The sequence below is a fragment of the Pseudomonas sp. F3-2 genome, from assembly GCF_038804275.1.
Classification (GTDB): Bacteria; Pseudomonadota; Gammaproteobacteria; order Pseudomonadales; family Pseudomonadaceae; genus Aquipseudomonas.
In genome coordinates this window covers 5,533,511-5,550,940 of the sequence record NZ_CP152388.1, presented here as the reverse complement: position 1 = coordinate 5,550,940, position 17,430 = coordinate 5,533,511, and the positions used below count along the sequence as shown (strand labels likewise).

At 60.0% G+C, this 17,430-nt stretch carries 11 protein-coding genes; 10 read left to right on the top strand and 1 reads right to left on the bottom strand.

Features of this window, described 5'->3' with window-relative positions; genetic code table 11:
• The first annotated feature begins 134 nt into the window (after nt 1–134).
• A complete protein-coding gene (locus AAGQ88_RS24735; RefSeq protein ID WP_093465362.1) occupies nt 135–1,403 on the top strand; it encodes a malic enzyme-like NAD(P)-binding protein in 1,269 nt (422 codons plus the stop codon).
• A gap of 164 nt (nt 1,404–1,567) precedes the next feature.
• Here the strand turns inward: AAGQ88_RS24735 and AAGQ88_RS24730 are convergent, their stop codons facing one another.
• A complete protein-coding gene (locus tag AAGQ88_RS24730; protein ID WP_285422693.1) occupies nt 1,568–4,045 on the bottom strand; it encodes a penicillin-binding protein 1A in 2,478 nt (825 codons plus the stop codon).
• Between the two features lie 206 nt (nt 4,046–4,251).
• Between AAGQ88_RS24730 and AAGQ88_RS24725 the strand changes: the two genes are divergently transcribed.
• The 9 genes from AAGQ88_RS24725 to gltB all read left to right on the top strand — a co-directional run bounded on the left by AAGQ88_RS24725 (nt 4,252) and on the right by gltB (nt 17,412).
• On the top strand, nt 4,252–5,316 hold the full coding sequence (locus AAGQ88_RS24725) for a pilus assembly protein PilM (protein ID WP_093465357.1): 1,065 nt from the start codon (nt 4,252–4,254) through the stop codon (nt 5,314–5,316).
• The gene (locus tag AAGQ88_RS24720; RefSeq protein WP_285422691.1) at nt 5,316–5,882 is read left to right on the top strand and encodes a PilN domain-containing protein; all 567 of its coding nucleotides are present in this window, start codon (nt 5,316–5,318) and stop codon (nt 5,880–5,882) included. Before AAGQ88_RS24725 ends, AAGQ88_RS24720 begins: the two co-directional genes overlap by 1 nt.
• Nucleotides 5,879–6,526: a type 4a pilus biogenesis protein PilO gene (gene pilO, locus AAGQ88_RS24715; RefSeq protein WP_285422690.1), complete on the top strand. Its 648-nt coding sequence runs from the start codon at nt 5,879–5,881 to the stop codon at nt 6,524–6,526. The genes AAGQ88_RS24720 and pilO overlap by 4 nt, the downstream gene beginning before the upstream one ends.
• Nucleotides 6,523–7,050 (top strand): pilus assembly protein PilP, encoded by a 528-nt coding sequence (locus tag AAGQ88_RS24710; RefSeq protein WP_093465348.1) that lies wholly within the window; start codon nt 6,523–6,525, stop codon nt 7,048–7,050. The genes pilO and AAGQ88_RS24710 overlap by 4 nt, the downstream gene beginning before the upstream one ends.
• Before the next feature lie 53 nt (nt 7,051–7,103).
• Nucleotides 7,104–9,179 (top strand): type IV pilus secretin PilQ, encoded by a 2,076-nt coding sequence (pilQ, locus tag AAGQ88_RS24705; protein WP_342653869.1) that lies wholly within the window; start codon nt 7,104–7,106, stop codon nt 9,177–9,179.
• 4 nt (nt 9,180–9,183) lie between these two features.
• Entirely contained in the window at nt 9,184–9,702 is a 519-nt protein-coding gene (gene aroK, locus AAGQ88_RS24700; RefSeq protein WP_093465345.1) for a shikimate kinase AroK, read from the top strand.
• A gap of 130 nt (nt 9,703–9,832) precedes the next feature.
• On the top strand, nt 9,833–10,936 hold the full coding sequence (gene aroB / locus AAGQ88_RS24695) for a 3-dehydroquinate synthase (protein ID WP_342653868.1): 1,104 nt from the start codon (nt 9,833–9,835) through the stop codon (nt 10,934–10,936).
• 10 nt (nt 10,937–10,946) lie between these two features.
• Nucleotides 10,947–12,569 carry an AAA family ATPase gene (locus AAGQ88_RS24690; protein WP_093465339.1) on the top strand — a complete coding sequence of 541 codons (1,623 nt, stop codon included), beginning with the start codon at nt 10,947–10,949 and terminating at the stop codon, nt 12,567–12,569.
• A 397-nt stretch (nt 12,570–12,966) separates the two neighbouring features.
• On the top strand, nt 12,967–17,412 hold the full coding sequence (gltB, locus tag AAGQ88_RS24685; RefSeq protein WP_285422687.1) for a glutamate synthase large subunit: 4,446 nt from the start codon (nt 12,967–12,969) through the stop codon (nt 17,410–17,412).
• Nucleotides 17,413–17,430: the final 18 nt, after the last annotated feature.

The following is a 17,430-nucleotide window of genomic DNA, read 5'->3' as shown; positions in this document are numbered from 1 at the left end:
TATTCCGCGGCTCTACGCTAAAAGTCGTAGATGCGGCCACTTGACACAGGTGACCCGCCAGTCTTGTTAGGACTTTATGACTTGCGTATGCTCGTCGGTCCGTCTGTCCAACAGCAAAAAAGCGGAATGCCCACATGTCAGATTTGAAAACTGCCGCTCTCGAATATCACGCCAAGCCTCGTCCAGGGAAACTGAGCGTCGAACTCACCAAGGCCACCGCCACCGCCCGCGATCTGTCGCTGGCGTACAGCCCGGGTGTTGCCGAGCCAGTCCGCGAAATCGGTCGCGATCCGGAACTGGCCTACAAGTACACCGGCAAAGGCAACCTGGTCGCAGTCATTTCCGACGGCACCGCCATTCTGGGCCTGGGTAATCTGGGGCCATTGGCTTCCAAGCCGGTCATGGAAGGCAAGGGCGTTCTGTTCAAGCGTTTCGCCGGTATCGACGTGTTCGATATCGAAGTCGATTCGGAAAGCCCGCAAGCGTTCATCGACACCGTTAAGCGCATCTCCATCACTTTCGGCGGCATCAACCTGGAAGACATCAAGGCACCCGAGTGCTTCGAGATCGAAAAGGCGCTGATCGAGCAGTGCGATATCCCTGTTTTCCACGATGACCAGCACGGCACCGCAATCGTGACTGCCGCAGGCATGGTCAACGCCCTTGAGATCGCTGGCAAAACCCTGGAAGAGGCGAAGATCGTCTGCCTGGGCGCCGGTGCTGCGGCCATCTCCTGCATGAAGTTGCTGGTGAGCATGGGCGCGAAAATCGAAAACATCTTCATGATCGACCGGAACGGTGTCGTTCACGCTGGCCGTTCGGACCTGAACCAGTACAAGGCTCAGTTCGCCCACGCCACTGACAAGCGCACCCTCGCTGACGCGCTCGATGGCGCCGACGTGTTCGTCGGTCTGTCAGGCCCGAACCTGCTGAGCGCAGAAGGTCTGAAGTCTATGGCGGCCAATCCGATCGTTTTCGCGTGCTCGAACCCGGATCCGGAAATTTCGCCAGAGCTGGCTCATGCCACCCGCAGCGACGTGATCATGGCGACCGGCCGTTCGGACTATCCGAACCAGGTCAACAACGTACTGGGCTTTCCGTTCATTTTCCGCGGAGCACTGGACGTTCGCGCCAAGCGCATCAACGAAGAAATGAAGATCGCCGCGGCCAACGCCCTGCGCGAACTGGCCAAGGAGCCCGTTCCTCAGGAAGTCAGCGACGCTTACGGCGGCATCAAGCTGGAATTCGGTCGTGAGTACATCATTCCGAAACCACTGGACGTTCGTCTCCTGACCGTCGTTTCCGACGCCGTGGCCAAAGCTGCGATCGAAAGCGGTGTGGCGACCCTGCCGTATCCGAAGCACTACCCGCTGACCAGCGTGGATGACGTGTTCAACGGCTGATAGCTGAGCGACAAATAAAAAGCCCTGCACAGATGCAGGGCTTTTTTGTGGGTATTGAGTTTTGTTTCGACTGTAGGAGTGAGCTTGCTCGCGATTGCGATATATCAGTCACCTCTCGGGTGGCCGGCATACCTTTATCGCGAGCAAGCTCACTCCTACACAGATCAGAAAAGATCGATCGGCGCCGATTCGTCTGCCGGCAGCGGACTGCCCGGGGCCGGGCTACCGTTGAGTTCATTCACGCTAGGTGGCGTGTCTTCGCTCTTGAACAGTTCAAAGAACGCACCTGCCGTGCTCGGCGTGGCGGAGCGGCCGCTGACCGGGTCGATGCGCAGGCTGAGAATGCCATCCGGCTCGGCCTGGACGTGCGGCGGCTTGTCCTTCAGCGCTGCGCTCATGAAGTTCATCCAGATCGGCAATGCAACCGTGCCGCCGAACTCATGACGCCCCAGGCTTTCCGGCTGATCGAAGCCGGTCCAGACCGTCGTCACGTAATCGGCGTTATAGCCCGAGAACCACGCGTCTTTCGAATCGTTCGTGGTGCCGGTCTTGCCTGCGATGTCCGGGCGATTCATGGCCAGTGCACGACGGCCAGTGCCGCGCTTGATGACGTCCTGAAGCATGCTGTTGAGAATGTAGGTCGTACGGCCGTCAACGATGCGCTCTGCCACAACGGGCGCAGGCGCAACGCCGGAGGTGTCCAGCGCATTCGGCGCGGCGTTGGCGGTCAGGGCCGGAGTTTCCGGGGCGGCGTAAGTTGAAGCGCTGCTGATTGCTGCCTCGCTTACCGCTTTCGGATTCGGATCATTGGCCGGAACGGTCGCCGGATTGGCGACGAACAGCGTCTTGCCTTCGCGGTCCTCGATCTTGTCGATCAGGTACGGACTGACCTTGTAACCACCGTTAGCGAAGGTACTCCAGCCGCTGACGATTTCCATCGGCGTCAACGTCGCGGTACCCAAGGCCAGCGACAGGTTGGGCGGCAGGTCCTGCTTGTTGAAGCCAAAACGGGTGATGTAGTTGATCGCCGTGTTCACGCCCAGGCTTTGCAGCAGTCGGATCGACACCAGGTTGCGCGACTTGTAGAGCGCTTCGCGCAGGCGGATCGGACCCAGGAAGGTGCCAGTGTCGTTCTTGGGACGCCAGACCTTGTCGACGGCTTCGTCGACGAACACGATCGGTGCGTCGTTCACCAGGCTTGCAGCGGTGTAGCCGTTATCCAGCGCGGCCGAATAAAGGAACGGCTTGAAGCTGGAGCCCGGTTGGCGTTTGGCCTGCATCGCGCGGTTGTAATTGCTCTGTTCAAAGGCAAAGCCGCCGACCAGCGCACGAATCGCACCATTTTGTGGGTCCAGCGACACCAGCGCGCTTTGCGCCTGCGGGATCTGGCTGAATTTCAGGGAGTTGTCAGGCTGGCGCTGAACCCGAACCAGATCGCCGACATGGGCGACGTCCGACGGCTGCTTGGGATTGGCGCCGACGCTGTTGGTGTTCAGGAACGCCTTGGCCCATTTCATGCTGTCCCAGGCGACGGTTTCTTCCTTCTCTCCGTTGCGTGTCAATACGCGGATTCCGGTCTTGTCGACCTGGCTGACAATGGCCGGCTCAAGACCGCTGATCGGACGCTGCTTGGTCAGTTCCTGCACCCAGCCGTCGCGTGTCAGGCCCGGAAAACGGCTCTCAGGCCCGCGATAGCCATGGCGCTGGTCATATTCGATCAGGCCGTCCTGAACGGCTTTGTTGGCGTCTTCCTGAAGATTGCTCGGAACGGTAGTGGTGACGCGGAAACCTTCTGTGTAGGCTTCGCTGCCGTAGCGACCGACCATCTCGGCGCGGGCCATTTCGGCGATGTACGGCGCGTTAACTTCCGGGCTCTGAACGTGGTAGCTGGCGTTGATAGGCTCGGCCAGGGCGGTCTGATAGGTGTTCTGGTCGATCTTGCCCAGCTTGAACATGCGGCCCAGAATCCAGTCGCGGCGCTCTTTGGCGCGAACCGGGTTGGCCAGTGGGTTGAATCGTGACGGTGCTTTGGGCAGGCCGGCGATCATCGCCATCTGGGCAACGCTCAGATCGCGGATCGATTTGCCGTAGTAAACCTGTGCTGCGGCCTCGATGCCATAGGCCCTGTTGCCCAGGTAGATTTTGTTGACGTAGAGCTCGAGAATCTCGTCCTTGGTAAGTTGGCGCTCGATTTGCAAGGCCAGAAGAATCTCGGTGGTTTTGCGCGAAAAGCTGCGCTCGCTGGTCAGGAAGTAGTTCTTGGCGACCTGCATGGTGATGGTCGAGCCGCCGGACTGGATGTGACCGCTTTTGACCAGTTGACTGGCCGCGCGCATCAGGCTGCTTGGATCGACGCCGTAGTGGTTGGCGAAGTTGTCGTCTTCGGCCGAAAGAAGGGCGTGAATGAAGTTGGGTGGAATATCGGCGAAGCGGATCGGAGATCGACGCATTTCACCAAATTCGGCAATCAGTTTGCCGTCGCTGCTGAACACCCGCAGGGGGATCTGCAGCTGGATATTGCGCAGCGCGTCGACCGACGGCAGGTTCGGAGCCAGGTACAGGAAGGCGCCGCTCAGACCGAGCAGCAAGCCGCAGACGATAGCGACGATGGACCACCAGAAAAACTTCAGCAGGCGTATCAAGGCTTTTGGATTTCCAGAAAAAAGAATGGGTTAAGCGCAGGCATTTACAAATGAACACGCCTTGAAGCTTTGCTACACGAAAAAAACGCTGGGCATTATAAGCATTTTTCGTCGTCGAGAGTTATTTGCGCTACTGTCAAGGCTGCCGACAGTGGTGTTGGACAAAAAAATATCCGTAAGTGACGGAAACGCATAGGGAATCGGTTGTGTTCGAACTCTTCAGTAAGAAGGCCAATACCCTTCTAGGGATCGATATAAGCTCCACCTCGGTAAAGCTCCTTGAATTGAGTCGTTCCGGTACCCGTTACAAGGTTGAGTCTTACGCGGTGGAGCCGCTGCCGGCAAACGCCGTGGTCGAGAAAAACATTGCCGAGCTCGAGGGCGTTGGCAATGCGTTGACGCGTGTGCTCGTCAAAGCCAAGAGCAACGTCAAAATTGCGGCGGTTGCCGTAGCCGGATCGGCGGTGATTACCAAGACCATCGAGATGGACGCCGGCCTGTCCGACGACGAGATGGAAAACCAGCTCAAAATCGAAGCCGATCAATACATTCCCTATCCGCTGGAAGAAGTCGCCATCGATTTCGAAGTCCAGGGCTATTCGGCGCGTAATCCAGAGCGTGTCGAGGTGCTGCTGGCAGCGTGCCGCAAGGAAAACGTCGAGGTTCGCGAAGCTGCGCTTGCACTGGCAGGCCTGACCGCACGTGTCGTCGACGTCGAGGCCTATGCGCTGGAGCGCTCGTTTGGCCTGCTCTCCGCGCAACTGGGTCAGGATCACGAGCAATTGACCGTCGCCGTCATTGATATCGGCGCGACGATGACCACCCTCAGCGTTCTGCACAATGGCCGCATCATCTATACCCGCGAGCAACTGTTCGGCGGCCGTCAGCTGACCGAAGAAATCCAGCGCCGTTATGGCTTATCGGTCGGGGAAGCCGGGCTTGCGAAAAAACAGGGCGGTCTGCCCGACGACTATGTGCTGGAGGTGCTGCAGCCGTTCAAGGATGCAGTGGTTCAGCAGGTTTCCCGATCTCTGCAGTTCTTCTTCGCCGCCGGGCAATATAACCGTGTCGACTACATCATGCTGGCGGGCGGGACGGCCTCCATTGCCGGACTGGATCGACTGATCCAGGAACGCCTCGGTACGCCGACCATGGTCGCCAACCCCTTCGCCGACATGGCTCTGAGCGCCAAAGTCAACGCTGGCGCGCTCGCCAGTGATGCGCCGGCGCTGATGATTGCGTGCGGTCTGGCGTTGAGGAGTTTCGACTGATGGCACGGATCAACTTACTCCCTTGGCGTGAGCAGCAGCGCGAAGAGCGCAAAAAGCGTTTTCTCCTGGCCCTGGTCGGCGTGCTGGTGGCTGGCATTGGCGCCATCCTGCTGGCTGATCAATATTTGAGCAGCGCCATCAGCCATCAAAATGCGCGTAACCAGTACATCAAGACGGAAATCGTCCAGCTGGATGCGCGCATCAAGGAAATCAGCGAGCTGAAGGCCCGCCGCAAGCAACTGCTGGAAAGGATGAAGATCATTCAGGATCTGCAAGGCAACCGGCCAATCATCGGGCGCATCTTCGACCAACTGGCGCGTACGCTGCCGGACGGTGTGTATTTCAGCGAAGTGAAGATGAACGGGCAGCTGATCAGTATTTCCGGCGCGGCCGAGTCCAACAATCGCGTGTCGGATCTGCTGCGTAATCTGGATGCGTCCGACTGGCTCGAGGCGCCAAGTCTGACTGAGGTGAAAGCCAACAGCGCTGCTGGCGTGGATCAGTCCAACACTTTCCAGTTGACCGTGCGTCAGACGCAGCCCGCTGTCGATGGAGTCAAGCCATGAACATGAAGGAATGGCTGGACAGCCTGCGCAAGATCGACCTTAACGACCTGGACCTGAATAACATCGGCTCGTGGCCGGCGGCGGTGAAAACCATCGCTGGCGCGCTGTTGCTGGTGCTGGTGCTGGCCGGTGGTTACTTTTTCTACATCCAGGACATGCAAACCCAGCTGGATCAGGCGCGTCATGATGAAACCGCGCTCAAGGAGCAATTCTCGAGCAAGGCGTTCCAGGCGGCCAACCTGACGGCTTACAAAACCCAGATGGTGGAGATGGAAAACACCTTCGGCGCGCTGCTTCGCCAGTTGCCCAGCGACACCGAAGTACCGGGCCTGCTAGAGGACATCACCCGGACCGGGCTGGGAAGCGGCCTTGAGTTCGAGGAGATCAAGCTGCTGCCCGAAGAGGCTCAACAGTTTTACATTGAGTTGCCGATTCAGATCACCGTAACCGGCAGTTACCACGACCTGGCGACCTTTGCCAGCGGCGTTGCCAGTCTGCCGCGCATCGTCACGCTGCACGATTTCGAAATCAAACCGGTCGACGCCAAGTCTCCTGCGAAGCTGCGCATGAGCATCCTTGCCAAGACTTATCGCTACAACGACAAGGGACTTCAGAACATCGACAGCAAAGGGCCAGCGAAATGAGGGCGGTGCGGTGGTTGTGCATCGGCGTCACGCTGATGGGGCTGGCAGGTTGCGACAGCTCGAACGAATTCGATGACCTGAAACAATTCATGAGTGACGTGCGTGCGCGTCCGGTGGGCGCAATCGAGGCCATGCCGAAATTCCGTCCGTACGAGGCGTTCACCTACGCGGCGGCGAGCCTGCGCAGCCCGTTCCAGCCGCCGATCAAGATTGATCTGGTGAACCGGCAGAAGGGTTCGCATCTGGTCCAGCCTGATCCGACGCGGGTCAAGCAGTTCCTGGAAGGCTTCAATATCGATGGTTTCGAAATGGTCGGTACGTTGAGCAACGAATCCGGTATGTTCGCGCTGCTTCGCGGGGCAGGCGGCGTGCATCGAGTGAAGGTGGGTGATTACCTGGGACGAAATGATGGCCGCATTGTGGCGATCACCGAGTCGGAGGTTCAGGTAGTGGAAATCGTTCCGGATGGAGAGGGGGCGTGGCTTGAGCGACCGCGCAGCATTTCCCTGAAAGAACGCTCATGAAGACGACAAGCAAGCGAAGCACCTTCAGATCGGCACAGTGGTGGAAACTGAACATGACTAGGATTCTTTCGATTATCGGCGTATCGCTATGGATGGCGATGCTTTCCCCGATTCTCCAGGCGGCGAACCTCAAGACCCTGGATGTCGCTGCGTTGCCAGGGGACCGGGTCGAATTGAAACTGTCATTCGACGGCCCGGTTGCCGCGCCGCGTGGCTACACCACCGAACAGCCAGCGCGCATTGCGCTGGACCTGCCAGGCGTGACCAGCCAGTTGGCGATCAAGAGTCGTGATCTGGGCTCGGGCAATGCTCACAGCGTTGTTGTGGTCGAAGCCAAGGATCGCACGCGGGTCATCATCAACCTGACCACGCTTGCGCCTTACAGCTCTCGGGTCGATGGTAACAATCTGTTTGTCGTCGTCGGCCAAGGCGCGGCTTCGGCACAAGCTTCGCAGCCAAGCACTGCCCAAGGTGCGCCGCGAGTCAGCGTTCCGCCTGCTGCTCCGAAGGTTGCTGCGCGCGCCTATGCGCCGGGCCCCAGAGCGGTCAAAAACGTTGACTTCCAGCGCGGTGAACTGGGCGAAGGCAACGTCATCATCGAGCTGAGCGACACTGGCATTGCGCCGGACATCCAGGAGCAAGGCGGCAAGATTCGTGTCGACTTCGCCAAGACCCAATTGCCCGATCCCCTGCGCGTGCGTCTGGACGTCAAGGACTTCGCCACGCCGGTGCAATTCGTCAACTCAAGTGTCACCGGCGACAAGACGAGCATTTCCATCGAGCCGTCCGGCGCGTTCGATTATTCCGCCTATCAGACCGAGAACAAGCTGACCATCAGCGTGCGCCCACTGACCAATGAGGATCAGGAGCGTCGTAACGCGGAGAAACTGGTGTACACCGGCGAGAAGTTGTCGCTCAACTTCCAGGACATCGACGTTCGCTCGGTGCTGCAGCTGATCGCTGATTTCACCAACCTCAACCTCGTCGCCAGCGACACCGTTCAGGGCGGCATCACGCTGCGCCTGCAAAACGTGCCGTGGGATCAGGCGCTGGACCTGGTGCTCAAGACCAAAGGCCTGGACAAGCGCAAGATCGGCAACGTCTTGCTTGTCGGCCCGGCTGACGAAATCGCCGCCCGCGAACGTCAGGAACTGGAGTCGCTCAAGCAGATTTCCGAGCTGGCGCCGTTGCGTCGTGAGTTGCTGCAAGTCAACTACGCCAAGGCCGCCGACATCGCCAAGCTGTTCCAGTCGGTGACCAGCGCGGAGTCCAAGTCTGACGAGCGCGGTTCGATCACGGTCGACGAGCGTACCAACAACATCATCGCCTACCAGACGCAGGACCGTCTGGACGAGCTGCGCCGCATCGTTTCGCAACTGGATATCCCGGTCCGTCAGGTCATGATCGAGGCGCGCATCGTCGAGGCCAACGTTGACTACGACAAAGCACTGGGCGTGCGCTGGGGCGGGTCAAGTACCCATGGCAACTTCACCGCTGGCGGGAACGGCACCGTCACCGGCGCCGGCAACACCAACGGGCCCTATGTGGACATGGGCGTGAGCAACCCGACGTCGACGATCGGCTTGGGCTTCCTGACTAACAACACCATTCTTGACCTTGAACTGAGCGCGATGGAAAAGACCGGTAACGGTGAAGTGGTCTCCCAGCCAAAGGTTGTCACCTCGGACAAGGAAACCGCGAAAATCCTGAAAGGTACGGAAGTGCCGTACCAGGAAGCCAGCTCCAGCGGTGCCACGTCGGTCTCCTTCAAAGAGGCCTCGCTCTCGCTGGAAGTGACGCCGCAGATCACGCCGGACAACCGCATCATCATGGAAGTGAAAGTCACCAAGGATGAGCCTGACTACGTCAATACCGTGCTCGGCGTGCCGCCGATCAAGAAGAACGAGGTCAATGCCAAGGTGCTGGTCGCGGACGGCGAGACCATTGTAATTGGTGGTGTGTTCTCGAATACGCAGAGTAAAGTCGTCGACAAGGTGCCATTTTTGGGCGATGTGCCGTATGTTGGCCGCCTTTTCCGGCGGGATGTGGTCTCGGAGAAAAAATCCGAGCTGTTGGTGTTCCTCACTCCGCGTATCATGAACAACCAGGCGATTGCTGTGAGTCGTTGATTCTGTGCGAAATTTAATACTTGTGGGACCGATGGGTGCTGGCAAAAGCACCATCGGTCGCCTGCTGGCCAAAGAGCTTCGACTGCCGTTCAAGGATTCCGACAAGGAAATCGAGCTGCGAACGGGCGCCAATATCCCGTGGATCTTCGACAAGGAAGGTGAAGCGGGCTTTCGAGACCGTGAACAGGCCATGATCGCCGAGCTGTGTGCGTTCGATGGCGTCGTGCTGGCGACCGGTGGCGGCGCGGTCATGCGTGAAGAGAACCGTCGTGCGTTGCACGCTGGCGGCCGGGTGGTCTATCTCCACGCCTCGGTCGAGCAGCAAGTGGGCCGCACTGCGCGGGACCGTAACCGGCCGCTTCTGCGCACCGCCGATCCCGCACGCGTGCTGCGTGAGCTGCTGGCGATCCGCGATCCGCTTTACCGCGAGATTGCCGATGTCATCATCGAAACCGATGAGCGGCCGCCGCGTATGGTGGTTCTTGACATCCTTGCTCTGTTGGCAGAGCTTCCTCCCCGTTAAAGCGCAGACGGAAATGCGCTATCCTCGGCGACCATAAAAAGCAGGGTCGCCTTATGGCCTTGCGCCATAGTCGGTGTCGGCGTCCTGAAGGCGTACACAGACATCCAATCGTTCAACAGTGTGGGGACACATGCAGACACTTAAGGTCGAGCTTGGCGAGCGCAGCTATCCGATTCACATTGGCGAAGGCTTGTTGGATCGGCCCGAACTGCTCAAGCCATACATTGCCGGCAAACAGGTAGCAATCGTTTCCAACGCGACAGTCGCGCCGCTGTACATGGAGCGCCTGAGCAAGTCGCTGGCCGGTTACAACGTCCTGCCCATCGTGCTTCCCGACGGCGAAGCCTTCAAGAACTGGGAAACCCTGCAGCTCATTTTCGACGCCCTGCTGACAGCCCGCCATGACCGGCGCACCACCGTGATCGCGCTGGGTGGCGGCGTGATCGGCGACATGGCAGGTTTTGCCGCGGCCTGTTATCAGCGCGGCGTGGACTTCATTCAGGTCCCGACCACGTTGCTCTCGCAAGTGGATTCTTCGGTCGGCGGCAAGACCGGGATCAATCATCCGCTGGGCAAAAACATGGTGGGTGCCTTCTATCAGCCCAACGCTGTGCTGATCGATACCTCGTCGCTGAACAGCCTGCCTGAGCGTGAGCTGTCTGCGGGGCTGGCCGAGGTCATCAAATACGGCCTGATTTGTGACGAACCATTCCTGACATGGCTCGAAGACAATGTGGACAAGCTTCGCGGGCTGGATCAGGCGACGCTTACGACCGCCATCGAGCGCTCATGTGCGGCAAAGGCCGCGGTGGTGGGCGCCGATGAACGCGAATCCGGTGTCCGGGCCACGTTGAATCTGGGCCACACCTTCGGCCACGCCATCGAAACCCATATGGGTTACGGCGTGTGGCTGCACGGTGAGGCCGTTGCAGCGGGTACGGTCATGGCGCTTGAAATGTCTTCGCGTCTTGGCTGGATCACTGAGCAGGAACGAGACCGCGGTATCCGTCTGTTTCAGCGCGCCGGTTTGCCAGTGGTGCCGCCTGAAGGCATGACGCCTGAGCATTTCCTCGAGCACATGGCGGTGGACAAGAAGGTGATTGACGGTCGTCTGCGCCTGGTGCTGTTGCGCCGCATGGGTGAGGCAGTGGTGACCGACGAATATCCAAAAGAAGTACTACAGGCCACGCTGGTTGCGGACTACCGCGCCTTGGTGGATCAGCTTAGAGGTTAATGAGAAATCCATGACTAGTTTGCACGCCGATGAGGCCTTCCTCGGTCATTACCAATTGAGTCATGACCCCTTTGCTACGCGGGTCCCCGGCTTCAAGTTTTTTCCGGCCCAGCGCAAGCCCGTGCTGGGTCAGCTGCATCATCTGGCCCGTTACAGCCAGTTACTGTTGCTGGTCACAGGCCCTCACGGAAGCGGCAAGACCTTGCTGCGTCAGGCGCTGGTGGCAAGTACCAACAAGCAGTCGGTGCAAAGCGTGGTGGTCTCGGCGCGTGGCGCTGGCGATGCCGCGGGTGTTCTGCGCCAGGTCGCTCAGGCGCTGAACGTCGCCCAGCCGGAAATGCAGGCAATCCTTTCGCAAGTGGTACAGCTGGCGCTGACCGGGCAGGAAGTCTACGTGCTGGTGGACGATGCCGAACAACTGGGCGAATCGGCACTCGAAGCGTTGATGGGATTGGCGGCAGGCACGCCTGAGGGGCGTCCGCACGTGTTCCTGTTCGGCGAGGCTTCGATCATCGATCGTCTGGATCAGCTGTGCGCCGAGAGCGGTACAGAGGAAGAGCGATTCCACGTTATCGAGCTTGCGCCGTACACAGAAGAAGAAACCCGTGAGTATCTGGCTCAGCGGCTGGAGGGTGCCGGTCAAGGCATCGAAGTATTCAGCGCCGAACAGATCGCCGATATTCACGAACAATCCAATGGATGGCCGGGCGCGATCAACCAGGTCGCGCGCGATTCGATGATCGAAGCCATGATCGCCAGCCGCTCTGCGGTCAAGCGTCCAAGTATGGGGTTCAAAATGCCTAAGAAACACGTGTTGGCTTTGGGTGGGGTTGTTGTCGCGGCAGTATTGGCGGCGTGGTTGATTCCAGGTCGTAACAATGCACCGGCGACAGCGCCTGCAAACTCCCAGGCACAACTGCCGCTGGGTCAAGGCCAGGCGCCTGCTCAGCAATCGAACAACGGCGGTCCGGCGATTGAATTCGCCGGTAACTCGCAGCCGATGCCGCTACCGTTGGTCGGTAACTCCCAGCCGGTGATGCGCGGTCCTCTGGCCGAAGCGGCCGGCTCGGGTGAAGGCGATGGAGAAGATGGCGGTCCAGCCGCTAACCAGTCGCTGCAGCCGCCGACCGTCACCACCACCGCTCCGCCTGCGGGCGCTGCGGCGGGTCCTGCGCCGCAGATGGCCCAGACGCCGGTGCCGACGCCGCGCCCTGCGCCAGCCGCCAAACCGGCTCCGGCACCTGCGCCTGCGGCGAAGCCTGCACCTGCGCCGACTCAGGTTGCGACCGCCAAGCCGGCGCCGACCCCGGGCGCCAAGCCAGCTGCGGCAGCCTCTGCGTCTGCGGGTGGCACCTGGTACGCGGGTCAGGCCCCGACGCATTATGTTGTGCAGATCCTGGGCACCAGCTCTGAAGCCACGGCGCAGAGCTATGTCAAAGAGCAGGGCGCCGAGTATCGTTATTTCAAGAAAACCCTGCAGGGCAAGCCGCTGTATGTGGTGACTTACGGCAGTTTTGCGGACCGCAACGCGGCCCTCGCCGCTATCAAGGTCTTGCCAGCGAAGGTTCAGGCTGGTAAACCTTGGCCTCGCACTGTCGGCAGTATCCAACAGGAACTGGCCGCAGCTCGCTGATGACGCAGCAGACAGGCATGTAAACGCTCACCCGCTTTACATGCCCGGACCTTACCCAGGTCGCTCGCATGGCAATCCCGAATATCACGCATGAGCGTGCTGCCAATGAGCAGCGCGCCTTGCGGCGTCTGCGTCTCAGGCGCGTATTGAACTTCGGGCTCTCATTGGTCAGACTCGCAACAAAGCTCTGACTAGCACGAGAATCGTTTTTAAACCTTTCATGAATGCGACATAAATTTGCGACGTTTCGTCGCCAAATTTGTGAGGTTTTGTGTCGGTGTGTACAATGACCTCCCTTTTGCTCCCGCAAAGCTGGCGTACGTTCAGCGTGGACGGTAAATGGTTGAATTGAAAAGAAATTTGCCTCGTTAAGAGGCAGCCTGGTGAGAATGTGTCTATGAAAGCAGGTCTGTACCATCCAGAAGAATTCAAGGATAACTGTGGTTTCGGCCTGATCGCCCATATGCAAGGCGAGCCCAGTCATCACCTGTTGCAGACGGCTATCGAAGCCCTGACCTGCATGACCCACCGTGGTGGGATCAACGCCGACGGCAAGACCGGTGACGGTTGCGGGCTGTTGATTCAAAAACCCGACATGTTCCTGCGCGCTGTGGCCAAAGAGCACTTCAGCGTCGAGCTGCCGCGCCAATATTGCGTGGGCATGGTCTTCCTCAATCAGGACGACGCCAAGGCTCAGGCCGCCCGCGAAAACATGAACCGCGAAATCCTCGCCGAAGGCCTGACCTTGATCGGCTGGCGCGAAGTGCCGATCGACACCAGCGTGCTGGGCCGTCTGGCGCTGGAGCGTCTGCCCAAGATCGAGCAAGTGTTCATCGGTGGTGAAGGCCTGAGCGATCAGGAATTCGCGATCAAGCTTTTCTGCGCCCGTCGCCGTTCGTCGGTATCCAACGCCGCCGACACCGATCACTACATCTGCAGCTTTTCGCACAAAACCATCATCTATAAAGGCCTGATGATGCCGCGTGACCTCACGGCATTCTATCCAGACCTCAACGACGAGCGCCTGCAGACCGCGATTTGCGTGTTCCACCAGCGCTTCTCGACCAACACCCTGCCCAAGTGGCCGCTTGCTCAGCCATTCCGGTTCCTCGCCCACAACGGCGAGATCAACACCATTACCGGCAACCGCAACTGGGCGCAGGCCCGTCGTACCAAGTTCAGCAACGACCTGATGGACCTGGACGAGTTGGGCCCGCTGGTGAACCGCGTGGGTTCCGACTCTTCGAGCATGGACAACATGCTGGAATTGATGGTGACCGGCGGCATCGACCTGTTCCGCGGCGTGCGCATGCTCGTGCCGCCTGCATGGCAGAACGTTGAAACCATGGACCCGGATCTGCGTGCGTTCTATGAATTCAACTCCATGCACATGGAACCGTGGGATGGCCCGGCCGGTATCGTGATGACCGAAGGTCGCCACGCGGTCTGCCTGCTCGACCGTAACGGTCTGCGTCCGGCGCGCTGGGTCACCACCAAGAATGGCTACATCACCCTGGCTTCCGAGATCGGCGTGTGGAACTACACCCCGCAAGACGTCATCGCCAAGGGCCGCGTAGGGCCGGGGCAGATCTTCGCCGTGGACACCGAAACCGGCCAGATCCTCGACACTGACGCCATCGACAGCCGCCTGAAGTCGCGCCACCCGTACAAGCAGTGGCTGCGCAAGAACGCGCTGCGCATCCAGGCGACCCTGGAAGATCACGACCACGGCTCGGCGTTCTACAACCCTGATCAGCTCAAGCAGTACATGAAGATGTTCCAGGTCACGTTCGAGGAGCGCGATCAGGTGCTGCGTCCGCTGGGCGAGCAAGGTCAGGAAGCGGTAGGTTCGATGGGCGACGACACGCCAATGGCCGTGCTGTCGCGCCGCGTGCGCACGCCGTACGACTATTTCCGTCAGCAGTTCGCGCAGGTCACCAACCCGCCGATCGACCCGCTGCGCGAAGCGATCGTGATGTCGCTGGAAGTCTGCCTCGGTGCCGAGCGCAACATCTTCCAGGAGTCGCCAGAGCACGCTTCCCGCGTGATCCTCAGCTCGCCGGTCATTTCGCCGGCCAAATGGCGCTCGCTGATGAACCTGGATCGTCCAGGCTTCGATCGCGCGATCATCGACCTGAACTACGACGAGAGCATGGGCCTTGAGGCCGCTGTGCGTAATGTTGCCGATCAGGCCGAAGAGGCCGTTCGCGCCGGTCGTACCCAGATCGTGCTGAGCGACCGTCATATTGCGCCGGGCAAGTTGCCGATCCATGCGTCGCTGGCCACTGGCGCGGTTCACCACCGCCTGACCGAAAAAGGCCTGCGCTGCGACAGCAACATCCTGGTCGAAACCGCGACCGCTCGCGATCCGCATCACTTCGCTGTACTGATCGGCTTCGGCGCTTCGGCGGTCTACCCGTTCCTGGCTTACGAAGTGCTCGGCGACCTGATCCGCACCGGTGAAGTGCTGGGCGATCTGTACGAAGTCTTCAAGAACTACCGCAAAGGCATCACCAAGGGCCTGCTCAAGATCCTGTCGAAGATGGGCATCTCGACCATCGCCTCGTACCGTGGCGCCCAACTGTTCGAAGCCATCGGCCTGTCCGAGGAAGTCTGCGAACTCAGCTTCCGTGGCGTGCCGAGCCGCATCAAGGGCGCGCGTTTCATCGACATCGAAGACGAGCAGAAAGCGCTGGCCGGCGAAGCCTGGAGCCCACGCAAGCCGATCCAGCAAGGCGGTCTGCTGAAGTTCGTGTACGGCGGCGAGTACCACGCTTACAACCCAGACGTCGTGGCGACGCTGCAAGCGGCCGTGCAACAGGGCGACTACAGCAAATTCAAGGAATACACGGCGCTGGTGGACAATCGTCCGGTGTCGATGATCCGCGACCTGTTCAAGGTCAAGGAGCTCGACACGCCGATGAGCATCGACGAAGTCGAGCCGCTGGAAGCGATCCTCAAGCGCTTCGACTCGGCCGGCATTTCGCTGGGTGCGTTGTCGCCCGAAGCGCACGAAGCGCTGGCGGAGGCGATGAACCGTCTGGGCGCGCGTTCCAACTCGGGCGAGGGCGGCGAAGATCCGTCGCGTTACGGCACTATCCGCAGCTCCAAGATCAAGCAGATCGCGACCGGTCGTTTCGGCGTGACCCCTGAATACCTGGTCAACGCTGACGTCCTGCAGATCAAGGTCGCGCAGGGCGCCAAGCCGGGTGAGGGCGGTCAATTGCCAGGCGGCAAGGTCAACGGCCTGATTGCCAAGCTGCGTTACGCAGTGCCGGGCGTGACGCTGATTTCGCCTCCGCCCCACCATGACATCTACTCGATCGAAGACTTGTCGCAGCTGATTTTCGACCTCAAACAGGTCAACCCGGCGGCGCTGGTTTCGGTGAAGCTGGTAGCGGAAGCGGGCGTGGGCACCATCGCCGCGGGTGTGGCGAAGGCCTACGCTGACCTGATCACCATTTCCGGCTACGACGGCGGCACGGGCGCCTCGCCTCTGTCGTCGATCAAGTACGCTGGCGCGCCATGGGAAATCGGTCTGGCCGAAACCCACCAGACCCTGCGCGGCAACGACCTGCGCGGCAAGGTCCGGGTGCAGACCGACGGTGGTCTGAAAACCGGTCTGGATGTGATCAAGGCCGCGATCCTCGGCGCCGAAAGCTTCGGCTTCGGCACCGCGCCGATGATCGCACTGGGCTGCAAATACCTGCGCATCTGCCACCTGAACAACTGCGCCACCGGCGTGGCGACTCAAAACGACAAGCTGCGCAAGGATCACTACATCGGCACCGTCGACATGGTGATCAACTTCTTCACGTACGTGGCGGAGGAGACGCGTGAGTGGCTGGCGAAACTGGGTGTTCGCTCGCTGGAAGAGCTGATCGGCCGTACCGACCTGCTCGACATCCTGCCGGGCGAAACCGCCAAGCAGCAGCACCTGGACCTGACGCCTCTGCTGGGCAGCGACCATGTGCCGGCTGACAAGCCGCAGTTCAGCCTGGTAGACCGCAACCCGCCGTTCGACAAAGGCCTGCTGGCCGAGAAGATGGTGGAGCTGGCCAAATCGGCTATCGAGGGTAAATCCGGCGGCGAGTACGAACTGGATATCTGCAACTGCGACCGTTCCATCGGCGCGCGGATTTCCGGTGAAATCGCCAAGCTGCACGGTAACCAGGGCATGAAAGACGCTCCGGTCACCTTCCGCTTCAAGGGCACGGCGGGTCAGAGCTTTGGCGTATGGAACGCCGGTGGCCTGAACATGTACCTGGAAGGCGACGCCAACGACTACGTGGGCAAAGGCATGACCGGCGGCAAGCTGGTCATCGTGCCGCCCAAGGGCAGCCCGTTCAAAACCCAGGACAGCGCCATCATCGGCAACACCTGTCTGTACGGCGCCACGGGCGGCAAGCTGTTTGCCGCTGGCACCGCAGGCGAGCGTTTCGCGGTCCGTAACTCTGGCGCCCACACCGTTGTGGAAGGCACTGGCGACCACTGCTGCGAATACATGACCGGCGGTTTCGTCTGCGTGCTGGGCAAGACCGGCTACAACTTTGGTTCGGGCATGACCGGTGGTTTCGCTTACGTGCTGGATCAGGACAACACCTTCGTTGACCGGGTCAATCACGAACTGGTTGAAATTCAGCGCATTAGCGGCGAAGCGATGGAAGCCTATCGCAGCCACCTGGAGCGCGTTCTGGCCGAATACGTGACGGAAACCGACAGCGAGTGGGGCCGTAATCTCTGGGAAAACCTGGATGACTACCTGCGCCGCTTCTGGCTGGTCAAGCCCAAGGCCGCCAACCTGAAGTCGCTGTTGTCCAGCACCCGTGCAAATCCGCAGTGAAGCAGCAGCAAGCTACAA

Bases quoted from the DNA above. Each gene is read 5' to 3' on its own strand.
- AAGQ88_RS24710 (WP_093465348.1), top strand. From the start codon at position 6,523: ATGAGGGCGGTGCGGTGGTTGTGCATCGGCGTCACGCTGATGGGGCTG.
- AAGQ88_RS24690 (WP_093465339.1), top strand. From the start codon at position 10,947: ATGACTAGTTTGCACGCCGATGAGGCCTTCCTCGGTCATTACCAATTG.
- pilO (WP_285422690.1), top strand. From the start codon at position 5,879: ATGAACATGAAGGAATGGCTGGACAGCCTGCGCAAGATCGACCTTAAC.
- gltB (WP_285422687.1), top strand. From the start codon at position 12,967: ATGAAAGCAGGTCTGTACCATCCAGAAGAATTCAAGGATAACTGTGGT.
- pilQ (WP_342653869.1), top strand. From the start codon at position 7,104: ATGACTAGGATTCTTTCGATTATCGGCGTATCGCTATGGATGGCGATG.
- AAGQ88_RS24720 (WP_285422691.1), top strand. From the start codon at position 5,316: ATGGCACGGATCAACTTACTCCCTTGGCGTGAGCAGCAGCGCGAAGAG.
- aroB (WP_342653868.1), top strand. From the start codon at position 9,833: ATGCAGACACTTAAGGTCGAGCTTGGCGAGCGCAGCTATCCGATTCAC.
- AAGQ88_RS24735 (WP_093465362.1), top strand. From the start codon at position 135: ATGTCAGATTTGAAAACTGCCGCTCTCGAATATCACGCCAAGCCTCGT.